General features: G+C 33.8%; 14 protein-coding genes and 1 riboswitch. Of the genes, 12 read left to right on the top strand and 2 right to left on the bottom strand.

Going from position 1 to position 17,731, the window contains the following annotated elements; genetic code table 11:
- Positions 1-7: 7 nt before the first annotated feature.
- The 4 genes from EZV73_RS27480 to thiT all read left to right on the top strand — a co-directional run bounded on the left by EZV73_RS27480 (position 8) and on the right by thiT (position 4,003).
- The gene (locus EZV73_RS27480; RefSeq protein WP_240843789.1) at positions 8-1,219 is read left to right on the top strand and encodes an EAL and HDOD domain-containing protein; all 1,212 of its coding nucleotides are present in this window, start codon (positions 8-10) and stop codon (positions 1,217-1,219) included.
- Positions 1,220-1,322: 103 nt separating this feature from the next.
- Positions 1,323-1,610, top strand: a complete 288-nt coding sequence (locus EZV73_RS27485; protein WP_240843790.1) for a co-chaperone GroES — start codon at positions 1,323-1,325, stop codon at positions 1,608-1,610.
- A 1-nt stretch (position 1,611) separates the two neighbouring features.
- Positions 1,612-3,237, top strand: a complete 1,626-nt coding sequence (gene groL / locus EZV73_RS27490) for a chaperonin GroEL (protein ID WP_240843791.1) — start codon at positions 1,612-1,614, stop codon at positions 3,235-3,237.
- A gap of 36 nt (positions 3,238-3,273) precedes the next feature.
- A riboswitch (TPP riboswitch) is annotated at positions 3,274-3,370 on the top strand.
- A 99-nt stretch (positions 3,371-3,469) separates the two neighbouring features.
- On the top strand, positions 3,470-4,003 hold the full coding sequence (gene thiT, locus EZV73_RS27495; RefSeq protein ID WP_240843792.1) for an energy-coupled thiamine transporter ThiT: 534 nt from the start codon (positions 3,470-3,472) through the stop codon (positions 4,001-4,003).
- A 100-nt stretch (positions 4,004-4,103) separates the two neighbouring features.
- Here the strand turns inward: thiT and EZV73_RS27500 are convergent, their stop codons facing one another.
- Together EZV73_RS27500 and EZV73_RS27505 are read right to left on the bottom strand one after the other, a co-directional pair.
- Positions 4,104-6,200 carry an ABC transporter ATP-binding protein gene (locus EZV73_RS27500; protein ID WP_240843793.1) on the bottom strand — a complete coding sequence of 699 codons (2,097 nt, stop codon included), beginning with the start codon at positions 6,198-6,200 and terminating at the stop codon, positions 4,104-4,106.
- A gap of 13 nt (positions 6,201-6,213) precedes the next feature.
- A complete protein-coding gene (locus tag EZV73_RS27505; RefSeq protein WP_240843794.1) occupies positions 6,214-7,959 on the bottom strand; it encodes an ABC transporter ATP-binding protein in 1,746 nt (581 codons plus the stop codon).
- 303 nt (positions 7,960-8,262) lie between these two features.
- Between EZV73_RS27505 and guaB the strand changes: the two genes are divergently transcribed.
- The 8 genes from guaB to EZV73_RS27545 all read left to right on the top strand — a co-directional run.
- Positions 8,263-9,723: an IMP dehydrogenase gene (gene guaB / locus EZV73_RS27510; RefSeq protein ID WP_240843795.1), complete on the top strand. Its 1,461-nt coding sequence runs from the start codon at positions 8,263-8,265 to the stop codon at positions 9,721-9,723.
- A gap of 11 nt (positions 9,724-9,734) precedes the next feature.
- Complete coding sequence (gene guaA / locus EZV73_RS27515; RefSeq protein ID WP_240843796.1) at positions 9,735-11,270, top strand: glutamine-hydrolyzing GMP synthase; 1,536 nt, start codon at positions 9,735-9,737, stop codon at positions 11,268-11,270.
- Between the two features lie 196 nt (positions 11,271-11,466).
- Positions 11,467-11,979, top strand: coding sequence for a helix-turn-helix domain-containing protein (locus EZV73_RS27520; protein ID WP_240843797.1), 513 nt, complete (start codon positions 11,467-11,469; stop codon positions 11,977-11,979).
- Between the two features lie 116 nt (positions 11,980-12,095).
- Positions 12,096-12,791, top strand: coding sequence for an ATP-binding protein (locus EZV73_RS27525; RefSeq protein WP_240843798.1), 696 nt, complete (start codon positions 12,096-12,098; stop codon positions 12,789-12,791).
- A gap of 395 nt (positions 12,792-13,186) precedes the next feature.
- Positions 13,187-14,236, top strand: coding sequence for a Fic family protein (locus tag EZV73_RS27530; RefSeq protein WP_240843799.1), 1,050 nt, complete (start codon positions 13,187-13,189; stop codon positions 14,234-14,236).
- A 575-nt stretch (positions 14,237-14,811) separates the two neighbouring features.
- Complete coding sequence (locus tag EZV73_RS27535) at positions 14,812-15,579, top strand: type IV toxin-antitoxin system AbiEi family antitoxin (protein ID WP_240843800.1); 768 nt, start codon at positions 14,812-14,814, stop codon at positions 15,577-15,579.
- On the top strand, positions 15,566-16,546 hold the full coding sequence (locus EZV73_RS27540) for a nucleotidyl transferase AbiEii/AbiGii toxin family protein (protein WP_240843801.1): 981 nt from the start codon (positions 15,566-15,568) through the stop codon (positions 16,544-16,546). The genes EZV73_RS27535 and EZV73_RS27540 overlap by 14 nt, the downstream gene beginning before the upstream one ends.
- A gap of 418 nt (positions 16,547-16,964) precedes the next feature.
- Positions 16,965-17,731 (top strand): transposase (locus tag EZV73_RS27545; RefSeq protein ID WP_240843802.1); only part of this gene is annotated, 767 nt, incomplete at its 3' end.

Consider the following 17,731-nt stretch of genomic DNA (forward strand, 5'->3'; position numbering starts at 1 on the left):
GTAAGTGATGAATGTACATGTTGCAAGACAGCCTATATTTGATAAGAATATGAACGTATTTGCCTATGAACTTTTGTATCGTTCTGAACACGGTTTTAACGATGATAAGGATGGCAGTCAAAAGACCGGTGAAGTTGTGTTTAACACCCTAGTTAATTTGGGTTTAGATAATATGTTAGGCGGCAAGAAGGCCTTTATTAACTTTACCAAAGACACCATTGACGATGAACTGCCAAAAATGTTTTCTAATGAGATTTTAGTCGTTGAAATTTTAGAAGATGTTATTCCGGATGAAACTTTCCTTAACCAGTGTAAGATGCTTAAAGACCAAGGTTATGTGCTTGCCTTAGATGATTTTGATTCTTCCTATTCTTATGAAGATGTCATAGGCCTTGTAGATATCATCAAGGTAGATTTTCTTTCAACAACGGTTAGAGAAAGAGAAGAACTGGTTAAGAAATATTCTACATACAATGTGAAGTTTTTAGCTGAAAAAGTAGAGACAAAAGATGAGTTTGAAGAAGCCATCAGTTTAGGCTATGATTATTTCCAAGGTTTCTTTTTTTCTAAGCCAGTCCTTGTTTCGGGCAATGATTTTAGGGTTTTTAACAATACATATTTGCTTTTGTTATCTGAACTTAACAAGGAAGAACCGTCTTATGATGAGTTAGAGCAGATTGTAAAGAAGGATTTTTCCATAACCTTTAAACTGCTTAAGCTGGTAAACTCAGCTGCTTTTTATTCTAGAAATAGGATTACAACCATTAGACATGCCTTAACCATGTTGGGTTTTAAAGAGTTAAAAAAATGGTTCTCACTATTGATGATCAGAGATGTAGGGGATGACCAACCGAAAGAGTTAACACGTATGTCCTTGATTCGTGCTAAGATGTTAGAGGCCATGTTGAAGCAGACCCATCTTAAGTCTCATGCATCTGAAGGTTTTCTAATAGGCTTATTATCACTTGCAGATGTCATATTAGACAGAAGAATGGAAGAAATCATTACAGATATCCCACTTGATGATGAAATCATTAAGGCACTTTTTAAAGAGGAAGGTTTGTATACAGATCTCTTGATTGTCGTTGAGCACTACGAGAAAGGTGAATGGGAAGAAATTAAGCCATTAATTGACCCGTTTATGTTGGATTTCTTGGATGTTTCTAACTATTACTTAGAAGCCATCGATTGGGTAAATATCATAGAAAATTCAAAATAAAATCCTCTAATAGGGGATTTTTCTTTGAAAAGAAATTAAAATTTTATATAATGTATTTGGATAAGTTGAGATTTACATATAATAAGGTATAAGGGAGGTTCACATGAATATAAAACCATTAGGTAATAGAGTATTAATTAAACAAGTTCAAGCAGAAACCACAACTAAGAGTGGTATTATCCTGCCGGGTCAAGCGACAGAGCAACCTCAAATCGCAGAAGTTATTGCAGTAGGCCCTGGCAAAGTGAGTCATGGCAACTTAGTAGAAATGACTGTAAAAGTAGGAGACCGTGTGGTATTTCCAAAGTATAAGGGATCAGAAATTAAATTAGATGGTAGTGACTACATTATTATAGAAGAGACTGATTTATTAGCAGTAATTGGAGGATAGTATGGCAAAAGATATTTTATATGGTGAAGAAGGTAGAAAGAAAATAGAAGCTGGTGTTGATAAGCTTGCCAATGCAGTTAAAATCACACTTGGTCCTAAGGGAAGAAATGTTATTTTAGATAAACAGTTTGGTGCGCCTCTGATTACCAATGATGGTGTTACCATTGCAAGAGAAGTAGAACTTGAAGATAAGTTTGAAAACATGGGTGCTCAACTGGTTAAAGAAGTAGCTGTTAAGACCAATGATGTAGCAGGTGACGGTACGACTACTGCCACGCTTTTAACACAAGCCATCGTTAAAGAAGGCTTTAAAAACGTTGCTGCAGGTGCCAATCCAATGATGATCAGAAATGGTATCTTTAAGGCTGTAGAAAAAGCAGTTGTAAATATTAAAGAACTTTCTACACCAGTAGAAGACAAGGCATCTATCTCAAATGTTGCTGCAATCTCAGCATCCAATAGAGTTGTAGGTGACTTAATTGCAGATGCAATGGAAAAGGTGGGTAAAGAAGGTGTTATCTCTATAGAGGAATCAAAGACTTTTGAAACTGAGTTATCAGTAGTAGAAGGTATGCAATTTGATAGAGGGTATATATCACCATATATGGTTACAGATCCAGATAAGATGGTTGCTACTTATTCTAATCCATTGATTTTAGTAACAGATAAGAAGATTACAAACTTACAAGAGATTCTTCCAATTTTAGAGCAAACCATGCAGCAAAATCTAAAGTTGGTTATTATTGCTGAAGATCTTGAAGGTGAAGCTTTAGCAACCATTGTTGTGAATAAACTTAGAGGTACATTTGAAGTTGTTGCTGTTAAGGCACCGGGCTTTGGTGATAGAAGAAAAGCTATGTTAGAAGACATTGCAATCTTAACTGGTACAAGAGTTATGAGTGAAGAACTGGGTATTGATCTAAAGCAAGTAACTATTGATCAACTGGGATCTGCTAGAACTGTAACGATGGACAAGGAAAATACGACTATTGTAGAAGGTCGTGGCGATATACAAGCCATCAATGCAAGAATCAATCAAATCAAAGGTCAGATTGAAGAATCGACTTCTGAGTTTGATACAGAAAAGTTACAAGAGAGACTTGCTAAACTTTCAGGTGGTGTTGCTGTTATCCATGTTGGTGCAGCAACAGAAGTAGAAATGAAAGAAAAGAAACTTCGTATTGAAGATGCTTTGCATGCGACTAGAGCTGCCGTTGAAGAGGGGATTGTACCAGGTGGTGGTACGGCTTATATTCGTTCAACGAAAGCCGTTCAGGATTTAATTGAAACTTTAGAAGGTGATGAAAAGACTGGCGCTAAGATCATTCTTAAAGCCCTTGAAGCACCTGTAAGACAAATTGTATCTAATGCTGGTGGTGAAGGCTCACTGGTTGTGGAGAAGTTAAAAAGTGAAGCTGGTATGGTAGGTTTTGATGCTGGTTTAAATGAATACAAGGATATGTTAGAAGCAGGTATTGTGGATCCGACTAAGGTGACGCGTTCTGCCTTACAAAATGCTGCGTCGGTAGCAGCAACCTTATTAACAACTGAAGTTGCAATTACTGACATTCCATCTGAAGAAACTGCACCACCTATGCCGATGGGTGGTATGCCAGGCATGATGTAGTTGATTCTTAATAAGAAATCTGTTATGATAGCTATGTAATATCACTAGGGGAGCGAAAGCTGAGAGTACTACGGTATGACCCTTTGAACCTGATCTGGTTAACACCAGCGTAGGAAAGTGTATCAAGGCTTACAAACCATACACTTTCGTGTATGGTTTTATTTTATTTTTGCTAATACATGGGTATTAGTATGTCGAGTATGTACTTGACTTGTCTTAGGGAGGACTTATTATGAATAAAAAAACGCAAATGATTGTAGAAGCAGGCGTTATGATGGCGCTAGCTTATGCCTTAAGTTTGGTTACAATCTGGAAAATGCCTCAAGGAGGTTCTGTAACACCAGGTTCTATGATTCCAATTTTAATCTATGCTTATAGATGGGGACCAAAGAATGGTATTTTTGTTGGTGTGGTATATGGTTTGATTCAATTTATCTTAGGACCAAAGTGGTCATTCCATCCTGTATCAGTATTATTTGATTATCCAATTGCATTTGGTGCTCTAGGATTTGCTGGTTTCTTTGGTAAAGGATTTGCAAAAGGTTCTATCGGTATCACTGTTGGTATTGCCTTAAGATTTGTTTGCCATGTTATCTCAGGTGTGGTTGTATTCGCATCTTATGCTCCAGAAGGCATGAATCCAGTGCTTTACTCAACAATCTACAATGGTTCTTATTTAGGTATAGAGTTAATCATTTCTGTGGTTGTATTTGCCTTACTGTTTAAGCCGCTAGAGCGTGCTGATATCATGAAGAAAATAGCATAGTGTATTTAAATAAGAACTCAGCACATCGAGTGCTTCGTTACTTATGAAAACAGGTTTTCATACCAATAAAAGCTCCATTGCCTTTGCAATGGAGCTCTTTTTATGAAGCATGCTCTTCTTGATATTGTAGTAAGTATAAGTCGTAGTATCGGCCCTTATTCTTAAGCAGTTCTTGATGGGTACCCATCTCGCAAATTTGCCCCTTATGCATCACAATGATCTTGTCTGCATGTTGGATGGTCGATAATCTATGGGCAATGATAATGGTCGTTCTATCCTTAATGAGTTTGGTAATAGCATCTTGGATAAGAAGTTCTGTTTCTGTATCAATGTTTGATGTCGCCTCATCTAATATAAGTATAGATGGATCGAAAGCAAGCGCTCTTGCAAATGACAACAACTGTCTCTGTCCAGCTGAAAGTGTAGAACCTTTTTCAGTAAGGATATGATCGTACGTTTGAGGCAGTTTATCAATAAAGTAATTGGCGTTTACAAACTCAGAAACTTCCTTGATTTTTTCTTCAGTCATTTCTTCACCGAGGGTGATGTTGTCTCTTATAGAGCCAGCAAACAAGAAAACATCTTGTAATACAACCGATATTTGTGAACGTAAAAACTGTAAATCAATATCTTTAATAGGATAACCATCAATTTCTATTTGACCGCTTTGAATATCATAGAACCTAGAAATCAAAGATGTGATGGTGGTCTTACCTGAGCCTGTAGCACCGACAATGGCAATGGTTTCACCTTCCTTGATTTTAAAGGATACATCTCTTAAAATAGGTTCGTCTGGATTATAAGCAAAGTCTACATTTTTAAACTCAATAGAGCCTTTGAAAGCTTGATCCAGATCCAGCTTAGGATCATTAATGATTTTTTCATTGTCTTCAAGAATAACAAAGATTCTTTCAAGTGACGCCATAGCAGCCTGCATGATATTAAACTTTTCACTTAAGTCAAATATAGGTCTGAAGTACTGCTGAATATAAGTAATAAATGCAATGAACAAACCTGGTGTAATAACATTTTTAGCAGATTCTGAAATAAAGTCACTACCAGCAAAGTAAACCAAGAAACATAAGGTAATGGAATAAATCAAGTTCATAGACGGTCTCAAAATAGCATAGATGTTGGTTTGCTTTAACCATGCTTTAAGATGGTCTGTGTTGATGACGTCAAATGAATCAAACATATGCTTTTCTTGATTGAAAAGCTGAATGATTTTCATACCTGATATGTTTTCACTTAAGGTTGCATTGATCTGGGCAATCTTAATTTTAATGACTCTTTGATTGTTTCTAACCAGTCTTCTAAATACAAAAGAGATAAAGATAACAATTGGTAGAGTCGAGAAACATAGGAGTGACAGTTTCCAATCAAGTGCTACCATGATCCCCATTGTTCCAAGTAGGATGATAAAGTCCTTTAAAAAGGTAATGATGACATTGGTGTAAAATTCACTGATATTATTCATATCATTGGTAATCCTAGTTACCAAACGACCAATAGGGTTCTTTTCATAATAGGACATAGATAAATGTTGAAGATGGTCAAACAATTCTTCACGAATCCTATGAACAACCTTCTGTCCAACATAGTTAAGTGACAATGTTTGGACATACTGGAATACAAACGAAACAATAAGTGTGATAACCAGTAGAAAAGTCACATACCATATCCCTGAAATATCTTTTTCTCTAAATAACTGATACTCTTCCTCTGTCAGTAGGATACCACTGATGCTTTTAGATGTATCATTTAATCTTAATACCACATCACGACCATCAACTTTTAAAGTGTAGTCCTTATCAGAAATGGATTTAGAAGTATATTCATCTAATAAAATGTAGTTATCACCGTCTTTGATAAGTTGTTTTGAGCTAGCATACTCTTTTGATTCAATGTCTTCTAAGAAGATGTCTCTTAAGTAGTAGGAACCATCATAGAAAATCTCTTCCTTATGATTAAAGGATTCATGTGATACAAACATTTCATTTTTATAAGCTGTTACATAGTCATCTGTGACCACTTTCATTAAATAAGGTCTTACCAAGTCGCCTACTGATGATAAAAAGACCGCCAAAATACTAAGGGCTAATATCCAGTAGAATGGTTTTGTAAACCTGTGTAATTTCACAAGGAGCTTTATATCAAATATTTTTTCGAATTCTTTTTCATGTCTTTTGTTTTCCATATAAGCCTCCTTTCTAATCTCTGTTAACTTTGTCTTCAAGTAATTGCTTCTGATAAGTTTCATTATAAAGACCGTTCAGTTTAACAAGTTCATCGTGTGTACCTCTTTCAGCGATCTTGTTTTCATGAAGTACGATGATTTCGTCTGCATCTTTAATGGTTGAAATTCTATGAGCAATGATGATACATGTTTTGTCAGCAATTTCAGTTTGAAGATATCTAAGAATACTGTCTTCAGTTTTTGTATCTACAGCTGATAAGGAATCATCTAGTATAAGGACCTTTGGATCTTCTGCAATGGCACGTGCTATAGAAATACGCTGCTTTTGACCACCTGATAAATTGATACCTTTTTCTCCTAGTAAGGTTTCATAGCCTTCTGGGAATCCAAGAATTTCATTATGGACATGGGCTATCTTACTGGCTGCTATGATCTTATCTTCTGATAGGTCAGGATTAGAAAAAGCAATGTTGTCTCTTATTTTAGTAGAGAACAAGAAATTATCTTGTGGTACATAACCGATCATCTCTCTGATTTGTTTTAACTGTAATTGCTTGATGGGTACACCACCTAGTAAGATTTCTTCTTGGTTGCTGTCATACAGCCTCATCATTAGGTTGGCAATGGTTGTTTTACCGGTACCTGTTTTGCCAACGATAGCCAGTGTTTTACCAGCTTCAACTTTAAAAGATACATTTTCAAGAACCGGTATATCTGTATTAGGATAAGTAAAGTTTAAGTTTTTAAACTCAATAACCGGCTTCAAGTCTTCAATATACTCGGCATGCTCATGATCTTTAATTTCTGCTTCAGCATCTAAGATGATGTTGATACGCTTAAGTGATGCGATACCTTGTTGGAGGACATTGACGACCCAGCCAATGGCAATGATCGGCCAAGTAAGAATACCTAAGTAAAGTAAAAACTCCACATAAGACCCTAAAGGCAGTCTGTTGTCGATGACCATAATACCACCCAGTGTAATTGCAACGATTAAACTTGAGGTGGATATAAACATAATAAGAGGGAATAAGATACCATGCATTCTAGCCAGTTTCATATTTTCCTTAAAATTATCATCATTGACTTCTTTAAATGATAGGTTTTCATTTTTCTCTCTTGCAAAAGCTTTGATGACTCTGATGCCAGAAAAGGCTTCTTGAACCTTTGTTGTAATATTTTCAAAGGCTTGTTGTACAGACCTAAATCTCTTTTGTATCACACCACCCAGTACAAAAGCTGAAATAGCGATAAATGGCATTGGAATAAGTGCCAGTAATGTGAGGGTTAAGTCTGTATTTGTGATCATACGATAGACTGTAAATAAGGTTAAAAAACTTGAGTCTACAATCATAACAACACCCATACCAAATGAGTTTCTGACAGCTGTGATGTCATTGGTTGCATGGGCCATGAGTGAACCTGCTGTATGGGTATGGAAGTAAGACATAGATAAAGTCTCTAAATGACCAAAAAACTTCTTTCTAAGATCATATTCAATTTTTCTTGATGCTGCGACTACAAATCGTCTCCATAAAAATCTAAAGAATGCAACACCAATCGCTAATATCATAATTAAGAAAATATAATTATAGATAGCTTTTTCTGTAAGGCTACCTGTATTGATATCATTGGTTAGATTACCCAGTACTTCTGGTGTAAATAATTGAAGACCATCACATATGATAATGAAGATAATTCCAAATATATATCTGAACTTATACTTCAACATGATTTCTTTTAAATGTCTAAATAACATAAATCCTCCTTGTATATGCTATTCTATTTTATCGGATATTATTTCGTGTGTCTACAAATTATTAGGGACTAAATTGAAATCTCCTTTGTTATAAAATGAATATATATGCAGTCTGTGTTATAATAATAATGTTATAAGAAAATTTAACCTTTCTTATAAAGTTTTTATACATTTTCATGTTGACAAGGGACACTTAAAAGGTTATATTATATAAAATATTAACAAAGAGTGTGAAAAACAAATTAAATTCACTTGACGAAAATCAAGTTTAATGGTGTGTAAAATACAAGATAGGAGAGTGTCATGCGTAATAAAATTATTAAGGAAGCTTTAACTTATGATGACGTATTATTGGTCCCACAGAAGTCAGAGATTTTAGGCCATCAGGTTAGTTTAAAAACTCAACTAACAAAAAACATTCAACTAAATATTCCAATTTTAAGTGCAGGAATGGACACAGTAACAGAAGCAAAGTTCGCAATTGCTATCGCTAGAGAAGGCGGCATTGGTATTATTCACAAGAATATGTCAATAGAAGCACAAGCTCTAGAAGTAGACAAGGTAAAAAGATGTGAACACGGTGTTATTGTAGATCCATTTTCTTTATGTCCAGACAATCATGTATCAGAGGCATTAGAGTTAATGGCAAGATACAGAATCTCTGGTTGTCCTGTTGTCAATGATGATAATACCCTAGTAGGCATTATTACTAACAGAGATATCAGATTTGAAAAGGACAATGATAAATTAATCAAAGATATCATGACTTCTGAAAATTTAGTAACAGCTCATGCTGGTATTAAAATGGATGAAGCAGAAGCAATTTTAAGAAAACATAAAATTGAAAAGTTACCACTTGTAGATGATGCTGGTAAGCTAGTAGGTTTAATTACTATTAAAGATATTGAAAAGGTTATTGTATACCCTAATAGAGCAAAAGACTCAAAAGGTAGACTTTTAGTTGGTGCTGCTATTGGTATGGGTCCTGATATGATGGATCGTGTAAAGGCTGTTAAAGATGCTGGTGTAGATGTTATTGCTCTTGATTCAGCTCATGGTCATTCTAAGAACATCATCAATGCTGTTAAAGAAATCAAGACAGCTTTCCCAGATTTGGATGTCATTGCAGGTAATGTAGCAACAGCTGAAGGTACTAGAGAGTTAATTGAAGCTGGTGCTGACTGTGTTAAGGTTGGTATTGGTCCTGGTTCAATTTGTACAACTAGAATTGTTGCTGGTATCGGTGTACCTCAGTTAACAGCTGTTATGGACTGTGCTGAAGTTGGTGATAAGTACGGTGTGCCAATCATCGCAGATGGTGGTATCAAGTACTCTGGTGATATTGTAAAAGCTTTAGCAGCTGGAGCAAACACAGTTATGTTAGGTTCTTTATTTGCTGGTTGTGAAGAGTCACCAGGTGAAACAATCATCTATATGGGTAGACAATTTAAGTCATATAGAGGTATGGGTTCTGTAGCTGCTATGGAATCAGGTTCTTCAGATAGATATTTCCAAAACCACACTAAGAAGTACGTACCAGAAGGTGTTGAAGGCCGTGTTGCTTACAAGGGTCCTGTAAAGGAAATTGTATATCAACTAGTTGGTGGTTTAAGATCAGGTATGGGTTACTGTGGATCAGAAACAATTGAAGTATTACAAGAAAAAGCACAATTTGTAAGAATAACAGGTGCTGGTTTAAAAGAGTCACATCCTCATGATGTAACAATTACTAAAGAGCCGGCTAACTATCAAATAAACGTATAAAAGGAGAAATCATGGAGAACAAAGAAATGATTATTGTAGTTGACTTTGGTGGTCAATACAATCAGTTAATTGCAAGACGGGTTAGAGAAGCAAAAGTTTATTCAGAAGTTTATTCTTACAAAAATGCATTAAAAGCTATTAAAGAAAAGAAGCCAAATGGTGTTATATTCACAGGTGGTCCAAACTCTGTTTATGAAGAAGGCGCACCTAGTATTGAAAAAGAAGTATTTGAATTAGGTATTCCTGTATTGGGTATTTGCTATGGTGCACAGTTAATGTCACATGTATTAGGTGGTAAAGTGGCTAATGCAGACCAAAGAGAATACGGTAAAATCGAATTAGAAATCAAAAAAGATGACCAACTATTCAAGGGTGTAGAAAATGGTTCTACTTGTTGGATGAGTCATTTTGACTATATTGAAACTGCTCCAGAGGGTTTTGAAATCACTGCTTCTACAGCTTCAACGCCTGTTGGTGCTATGAGAAACACTGAAAAGAAATTATATGGCGTTCAGTTCCATGCAGAAGTTGAGCATACACCATTCGGTAGAGACTTAATCAACAACTTCTTATATGAAGTATGTGGTTGTACAGGCGAATGGACAACAGCTAATTTTGTTGAAGAAACTGTAAAGCAAATCAAAGAGCAGATTGGTGACCAAAAGGCTATCATCGGTTTATCAGGTGGTGTAGACTCATCAGTAGCAGCAATTCTTGTTCAAAGAGCAATTGGTGATAACCTTACAGCTATCTTTGTAGATCATGGTTTGATGAGAAAAGACGAAGGTGATCAAGTAGAAGAAACTTTCGGAAGAGAGTTCAATATGAACCTTATCAGAGTTAATGCAAAAGATAGATTCTTAGGTAAACTAAAAGGTGTATCTGATCCTGAAATGAAGAGAAAGATCATCGGTGAAGAATTTATCAGAGTGTTTGAAGAAGAGTCAAACAAGTTAGAAGGTATCAAGTTCTTAGTACAAGGTACAATCTATCCAGATGTCATCGAGTCAGGTACAGATACTGCAGAAGTTATTAAGTCTCACCATAACGTTGGTGGTCTTCCAGAAGATATGGACTTCAAACTTTGTGAGCCGCTAAGAGACTTATTTAAAGATGAAGTAAGACAAACTGGTTTGGAGTTAGGTATTAACCCAGAGTTAATCTGGAGACAACCTTTCCCTGGTCCAGGTTTAGCGATAAGAATCATGGGTGAAGTAACTGAAGAAGCGCTTTACTTAGTAAAAGAATCAGATGCAATCCTTAGAGAAGAAATCAAGAATGCTGGTCTTGAAAGAGATGTATGGCAATACTTCACTGCATTACCTAATGTAAAAACTGTTGGTGTAATGGGTGATGAAAGAACTCATACTCACGCTATTGGTATCAGAGCAGTTACATCAGTAGATGGTATGACTTCAGATTGGGCAAGACTACCATATGACGTATTAGATAAGATTTCATCAAGAATCGTTAATGAAGTAGATGGCGTTAATAGAATCCTTTATGATATCACTTCTAAACCTCCTTCTACAATTGAATGGGAATAGACTGTAATATCAATGGTTTGATGGATTAAAAGTAAAGATAAGCGGTTATGATTACACACTAAACTTGTGTTTATCATAACCGCTTTTTAAAATCATTTAATATAGCAGATATTGAGCAGAGAACTTGAAATGATTTTCTATTATCTAATTGTTACATTAATCATATGCATGTATAATAAAATTAAAGGTGGCTAATATGAACAAGATTATTGAAAATTATAATACTGAATTTAAAAGAGAATATTCTGAAAAAGATATTGCTGAGGTGGTTGCATTTTTAAACTCTAAGGATGGCGGATATTTGTATATTGGTATCGATGATAGTGGTGATATTATAGGGGTAAAAAGCGTTGACAATACTGTCTTGAGGATTACTAATCAGTTAAATGATAGTATTTCACCTTCAATTTTAGGCTTATTTGATGTTGTAACAGAAATGCTTGATGGTAAGTATATAATTAAAATTATTATTGCAAGTGGTGCTGAAAAACCCTACCATATTAAAAAATATGGTCAATCAGAGAAGGGGTGTTATATAGGAGTTGGAAATGCAAAGAAACCTATGACTAGGAAGATGATAGAAGAGATGTACTCCAAAAGAACTAGAAATTCATTGAGTAATATAGTGTCTCCTAGGCATAATCTGACCTTTAATCAATTGAAAATTTATTATGAGGAAAAGGTTTTACAATCACTGATGCTTTTCTAGAGAACTTAGAGTTCTATAATAAGGATGGTGAACTTAATTACAATGCATATTTATTTGCAGATAATAATGCAAATTCAATAAAAGTTGCGGTTTACCATGGTACAAACAAAATTGATTTGATTGAAAGAAATGAGTATGGATATTGCTCATTAATTAAGGCAGTAGATCGTGTTTTAGATAAGTTAGATGTATATAACACAACTCATACAAAGATTTCAGGGAAAGCCCAACGTGATGAATGGAGAAATGTAAATAAAAGGGCATTGAGAGAAGCTGTTATAAATGCTATTGTTCATAATGACTATGCAACAAACGAAGTACCGCCAGTGTTTGAAATATTCTCAGATCGTTTAGTAATTACATCAATGGGGGGCATTCCTTTAGGAATGACTGAGGAAGAGTTTTTTAAAGGTGTTTCAAAGCCTAGAAACAAAGTTTTAATGCGTATTTTTAAGGATATGGATTTTGTTGAGCAATTAGGTTCTGGTATGGAGCGGATTTTAAGTGTTTATGACAGGAGTATTTTTGAGATATCAGATAATTTCATTAGAGTGACTTTTATGTTCAACACTCTACCGTCGGATAGCGTCGGAAAATCGTCGGATAGCGTCGGTAAATTGGTGGCAAATAATGATTATGTAGAGTCTATTATAAAATATGCTGAAGAACATGGAGAGTTTAAGTCAAAACAAATACAAGAGTTGCTAGGTCTTCAAGAATCGAGAACAAGAGAAATTATTTCAAAACTTTGTAAAGAAGGTGTACTTATAAGACGTGGCTCAGGTAGAAATACTTATTATACAAAAGGATAGTTATAACTCTTTAACTGTCAAATGTGAATTTTTTAAAACTGTAGAACTGATGTCTATGACATCACTTCTAAGCCACCTAGTACAATCGAATGGGAATAAGTAGAGTTTAACACTGTAGTTATTCAATGTGTTTTTAGATGTTATCTCATGTTTTGAGTTACAAGTATTATTTATATTCTATAGATATTTTGGAGTCATTTAGTACTCATTATAAATCCCTGTTAATCGTAATGGTTGACAGGGATTTTTTACACTCAAGTACTGATAAACTCTGATAAGTAGTGTAGTGTGCATCTATATTGGAGACTTCAAATATGCAAATAAACTGCATATTAGTTAGTTATTCTGCATATTATGTGATACAATATATGCAGAATATAGCTAGGAGGTGCAGAATGAGAGTGTTTGATTATAGCAATATTGATGAAAAATTATTTGATAAGGAAATCATTAGAATGTTGACTGAACTTCATGAATATCGAGGTAAGCAAGAACTATATACGGAATCTTATCCTGATGTTTTGGAAGCAATGGTAAGAGTTGCAAAAATTCAGAGTACAGGAGCATCGAATAGGATAGAAGGGATATATACGACTGATAAAAGGTTGGATGAGTTAGTAGAAGAAAAAACTGAACCGAGAAATAGAAATGAAGAAGAAATTGCTGGTTATAGAGAAGTTTTAAACACGATTCATGAAAATTATGACTATATCATACCTAGATCAAACATTATTTTGCAGTTACATCGCGATCTATATATGTACAATTCAGGTGGCGTCGGAGGTAACTATAAGAATGCAGATAATATTATTGAAGAACAGAATGAGTTAGGTGAAAAAAAAGTTCGATTTGTACCTGTAGCTGCATACTTAACAAAAGACACAATGGAACAAATGTGCAATCAATTTGTTGAGATAATGAATAAAGAAAGCGTTGATTCTTTGTTGTTAATCCCTGTCTTTATACTTGATTTTTTATGTGTACATCCATTTAATGATGGAAATGGAAGAATGAGCAGGTTATTAACACTACTACTTCTTTATCAAAATATGTATATTGTTGGGAAGTACATTAGTATTGAAATGTTAATTGAAAAGACGAAAGATAGTTATTATGATACATTACAGATTAGTTCAATTGGATGGCATGAAAACTCAAATGACTACAAACCTTTTGTTAAGTATTATCTCGGAATATTATTAGGAGCATATAGAGAATTCTCCTCAAGGGTTGAAACTTTGAGGAACAAAGGGATGTCAAAATCTGAACGAGTGAAGCATGTTTTTGAAACGAAACTTGGTAAAATTAGCAAATCTGATATCTTAAAGTTGTGTCCTGATATTAGTGTTACGACAATAGAGAAGGCATTGTCTGAATTATTAAAAGAAGGTTTTATAACTAAAGTAGGAGGTGGTAGAAGTACCGCCTATATAAGGAATGACTGACTATAAACTGCATAATATCGCTATTGAAATATGTAGTTTATAATTATACTATGCAGAATAAGTTATATGTGTAATTGTTCTAAATTGATGGGTCACCGTTCTAATAAACTGAAGTTGTAATGCAGTATTGTAGTCTGGTATCTTCCCCAAAAGTGAAAGATGTAAATGACTCCATTTTGGCTCCAAGAATAGCTTTTGAGACGAATAAATGGTGAAATATGAGTAATGAATGGACTAAAGAAGATGTGAAAGTACTTAAAAACACCACATATTAATTAAAGCTTATTGAGTGGGGTAGTGCAAGTCTATTCATGTTATCACTAATTAACCGTATTATCACCATATATTTACATTAGGTTTATTTTTTATAATATTTAAGTTTATAGAATATTTAAATATCAAATATTCAAGTCAGAGCATCTATGATTTTAAAAGATGCTCTATTTTTTTATCTTTACTTTAAAAAAAACATAATCATGCTTGAAAATGAGTATGACTAGCGTATAATTAAAGTAACTTTAAAAATAGTTAGATAAAGCTCAAAAACAAGTAATATCAAGAAAGAAGTAAAGTAAATGAAAGAATATGAACGATTAGCGAAAAAAATAACTTTTTCTTTAGGTGATGTGACGGCTATTACTGGTAATGAAAGTACATCAACTTCATTGATTAGTAGGTGGCTTAAAAAGAATTATGTTGTAAGGATTAGAAAAGATTTATATACATGTATTGACTTAACCACCGGGGACGTAATAGCCAATAAATATCAAATAGCCACTGCAATTAATGATAGCTCATTTGTAGCATACCATACAGCATTTGAGCTATATGGGATGGCAAACCAGGTTTATAATATTGTGTATGTTTCATCGAATAAAAGGTTTAATACATTTGAGTTTGAAGGGATAACATACAAGTTTGTTAAATCGGGCTTTGATGATGGTGTTGTTGAAATTAGGAATACTGAAGGGATTAAGGTTACTGATGTAGAAAGAACCTATATTGATAGTGTAAATTTTTTATCAAAAATTGCTGGTGTTGAAGAACTTATTAATATCACAGAAAGCATAGAAAGACTTAATAAGGAAAAGCTAATTAAGTATTTAGAGCTTTACGACAAAAAAGTGCTTTATCAAAAAGTAGGATATTTTCTTGAGAATTACTATGTGGGTGAAAAGCTTGGAGATAATTTTTTTGAAATGTGTAAAACAAAATCAGGGAATAGTGTGCGTTATTTACTGGGGGGGCGAGAAGGCAGATACAATGATCGGTGGAAATTGGTGATACCCGAAGAGTATATTTTGATAAAAGATGGACATGGAGAACCTGATGATTTTATATGATAAAAAATACTTGAGTAAAAGGGCTGCAAAAAACGGATTTAATAGAGATACATATGAAAAAGTCCTTCGATTAATGGATGTTTTAGAGTTTCTTAATCAAGATGATTTGCTTAGAGACCGGCTAGCTTTAAAAGGTGGAACAGCCATTAATTTATTGGAATTCAACCTTCCAAGATTATCGGTGGATATAGACTTGGACTATACGATAAATGTTGGTGTTGATGACATGAAAAAGGATCGTAAGGAAATAAGCGATAGGATTTTTAGGTTTATGGAAGAACAAGGGTATTTGAGGAAGAAAAGTGATAGGCAATCCTTTGTTTTAGATTCATATTATTTTACGTATATAAATACAGGTGGTAACAAAAATAATATTAAGTTTGATATTAATTATGTTATGAGGGCACATCTTTATGATGTAGAAAGTCGTTTTGTTCTACCAGAAGAGTTTGGCATGGAAAATCCAGTTAACTCACTTAATAGTATTGAAATTTATGGTAGTAAAATAAATGCATTGAATAATCGTGCAGCAGCCAGAGATCTCTATGATGTATATAAACTTGTTAAAAATGATATATTTAGAGATTCAAAAGAACAGTTAAGGAAAGCTGTCATATTTTATCATGTGTTGACTAGTGAAAAGATTAACGGCAAGTTTGATTTGAAAGCTGCTGATAAATTAAATCAACATAGTATCTTAAGAGAACTAGTTCCAGTCTTGAAAAAAGGTGAGATATTCATTTTAGAGGATGCGTTAAAGGAAGTAAGAAATTTTGTTGAGGATTTAATGATGATTACTGACTGTGAAATGGATTTCATTACAAGGTTTAATAATGGCGAGTACTCTCCAGAATTACTATTTGAGGATGATAAAATACTCAATAATGTAGTAAATCATCCTATGGCAAAATGGAAGGCTAGTAAGCTAAAAAAGAGTAACATTTTTGGTTCGGTGATATTAATTTGATATTATTTAATCACAAACACTGGAATAATGTAAATAAACCATCCGTTTTAACCACATTTGAATATAAGACACTAACCAAATAAGTTTAAAATAGAGAAGTCTTCATCGAGATGGAGTAGTATCTGCTGCTTTGTGAACAAGTACTATAATACCGTATATAGCTTGAGGTTTACAGAATCACACTATATATGGTATTTGTTTTTTATTGCTTAGGAGATTGTATTGATCTAAAATTTCTAAACATGATTGTATGCCTTGCAAATACTCATTATTATTGTGGTGGAAAGATATTACAAATGCACTTGTTGATATAAAATCAACTTTGAAAAGGCATACTATGTGTAATAAAACGATACCGAACAAACGTTTGCTTCTTTTGAGGTTATGATGTATAATCATAGTTAAGAGGAGGTAAATAATGGGAACAAAACGTGTTAAGAAAAAGAAAGCAAAGTCTTTAAAATTAGCATATTCTTTTCATGTAAATATTGATTCTGAGTTTGATGATACTATTTATGAAACTAGTATTCACATGGGCAAGTTTTATAAYATGACTTTGTATGAATATCATCARAATAATTATCTTACGCAGAATCAGTWTTATGATAAGTTTAAAGATCATTATAGATGTGGTTATCTACAAGCGCATACWTACATTCATGCAATAAAGCAGTGTATGAAAGATATGTCTTCATTCTATGCATTGTTAGATCTGTATAAGGAAGATCCTAAAAACAATCAAAAGCCATCGATGCCCAGATATAAACAYGAGAACAGGCAGATGACACCAACATTTTTAAAGAATGCTGTCAGGTTAAAGAACGATACTATGTTGCTATCGATTGGTAAAGTGATGAAAAAAGAGAAAGAKTTGARATGCATTGAGATTAATCTTCCAAAGGAAGTCAGTTTAWTTTTGTCAGATAAAAATATTAAGTCTGCGATATTAAAGAAACTATCCAATGGTAAGTATGAAGTGAAAGTAGTTTATGAAATTGATAAACCTAAATTAAGGAAGACAAATGAAGTGATGGCTATAGATTTAGGTRTTTCAAATTTAGCAGCCCTAACATTTAAGGAATCATTGGATCAGATTTTAATTGATGGTAATGTAATAAAAAGTAGAATTGCAACTTACAATAATCAAATTGCTGAACTTCAAAGTAAACATATGAAGATTGTAGG

Source organism: Acidaminobacter sp. JC074 (assembly GCF_022496765.1).
Classification (GTDB): Bacteria; Bacillota; Clostridia; order Peptostreptococcales; family Acidaminobacteraceae; genus JABXKX01.

Excerpts from the sequence above, each read along its gene's own strand:
- groL (WP_240843791.1), top strand. The coding sequence starts at position 1,612 with ATGGCAAAAGATATTTTATATGGTGAAGAAGGTAGAAAGAAAATAGAA.
- guaA (WP_240843796.1), top strand. The coding sequence starts at position 9,735 with ATGGAGAACAAAGAAATGATTATTGTAGTTGACTTTGGTGGTCAATAC.
- EZV73_RS27480 (WP_240843789.1), top strand. The coding sequence starts at position 8 with ATGAATGTACATGTTGCAAGACAGCCTATATTTGATAAGAATATGAAC.
- EZV73_RS27540 (WP_240843801.1), top strand. The coding sequence starts at position 15,566 with ATGATTTTATATGATAAAAAATACTTGAGTAAAAGGGCTGCAAAAAAC.
- EZV73_RS27520 (WP_240843797.1), top strand. The coding sequence starts at position 11,467 with ATGAACAAGATTATTGAAAATTATAATACTGAATTTAAAAGAGAATAT.
- EZV73_RS27530 (WP_240843799.1), top strand. The coding sequence starts at position 13,187 with ATGAGAGTGTTTGATTATAGCAATATTGATGAAAAATTATTTGATAAG.
- thiT (WP_240843792.1), top strand. The coding sequence starts at position 3,470 with ATGAATAAAAAAACGCAAATGATTGTAGAAGCAGGCGTTATGATGGCG.
- EZV73_RS27485 (WP_240843790.1), top strand. The coding sequence starts at position 1,323 with ATGAATATAAAACCATTAGGTAATAGAGTATTAATTAAACAAGTTCAA.
- guaB (WP_240843795.1), top strand. The coding sequence starts at position 8,263 with ATGCGTAATAAAATTATTAAGGAAGCTTTAACTTATGATGACGTATTA.
- EZV73_RS27535 (WP_240843800.1), top strand. The coding sequence starts at position 14,812 with ATGAAAGAATATGAACGATTAGCGAAAAAAATAACTTTTTCTTTAGGT.
- EZV73_RS27505 (WP_240843794.1), bottom strand. The coding sequence starts at position 7,959 with ATGTTATTTAGACATTTAAAAGAAATCATGTTGAAGTATAAGTTCAGA.
- EZV73_RS27500 (WP_240843793.1), bottom strand. The coding sequence starts at position 6,200 with ATGGAAAACAAAAGACATGAAAAAGAATTCGAAAAAATATTTGATATA.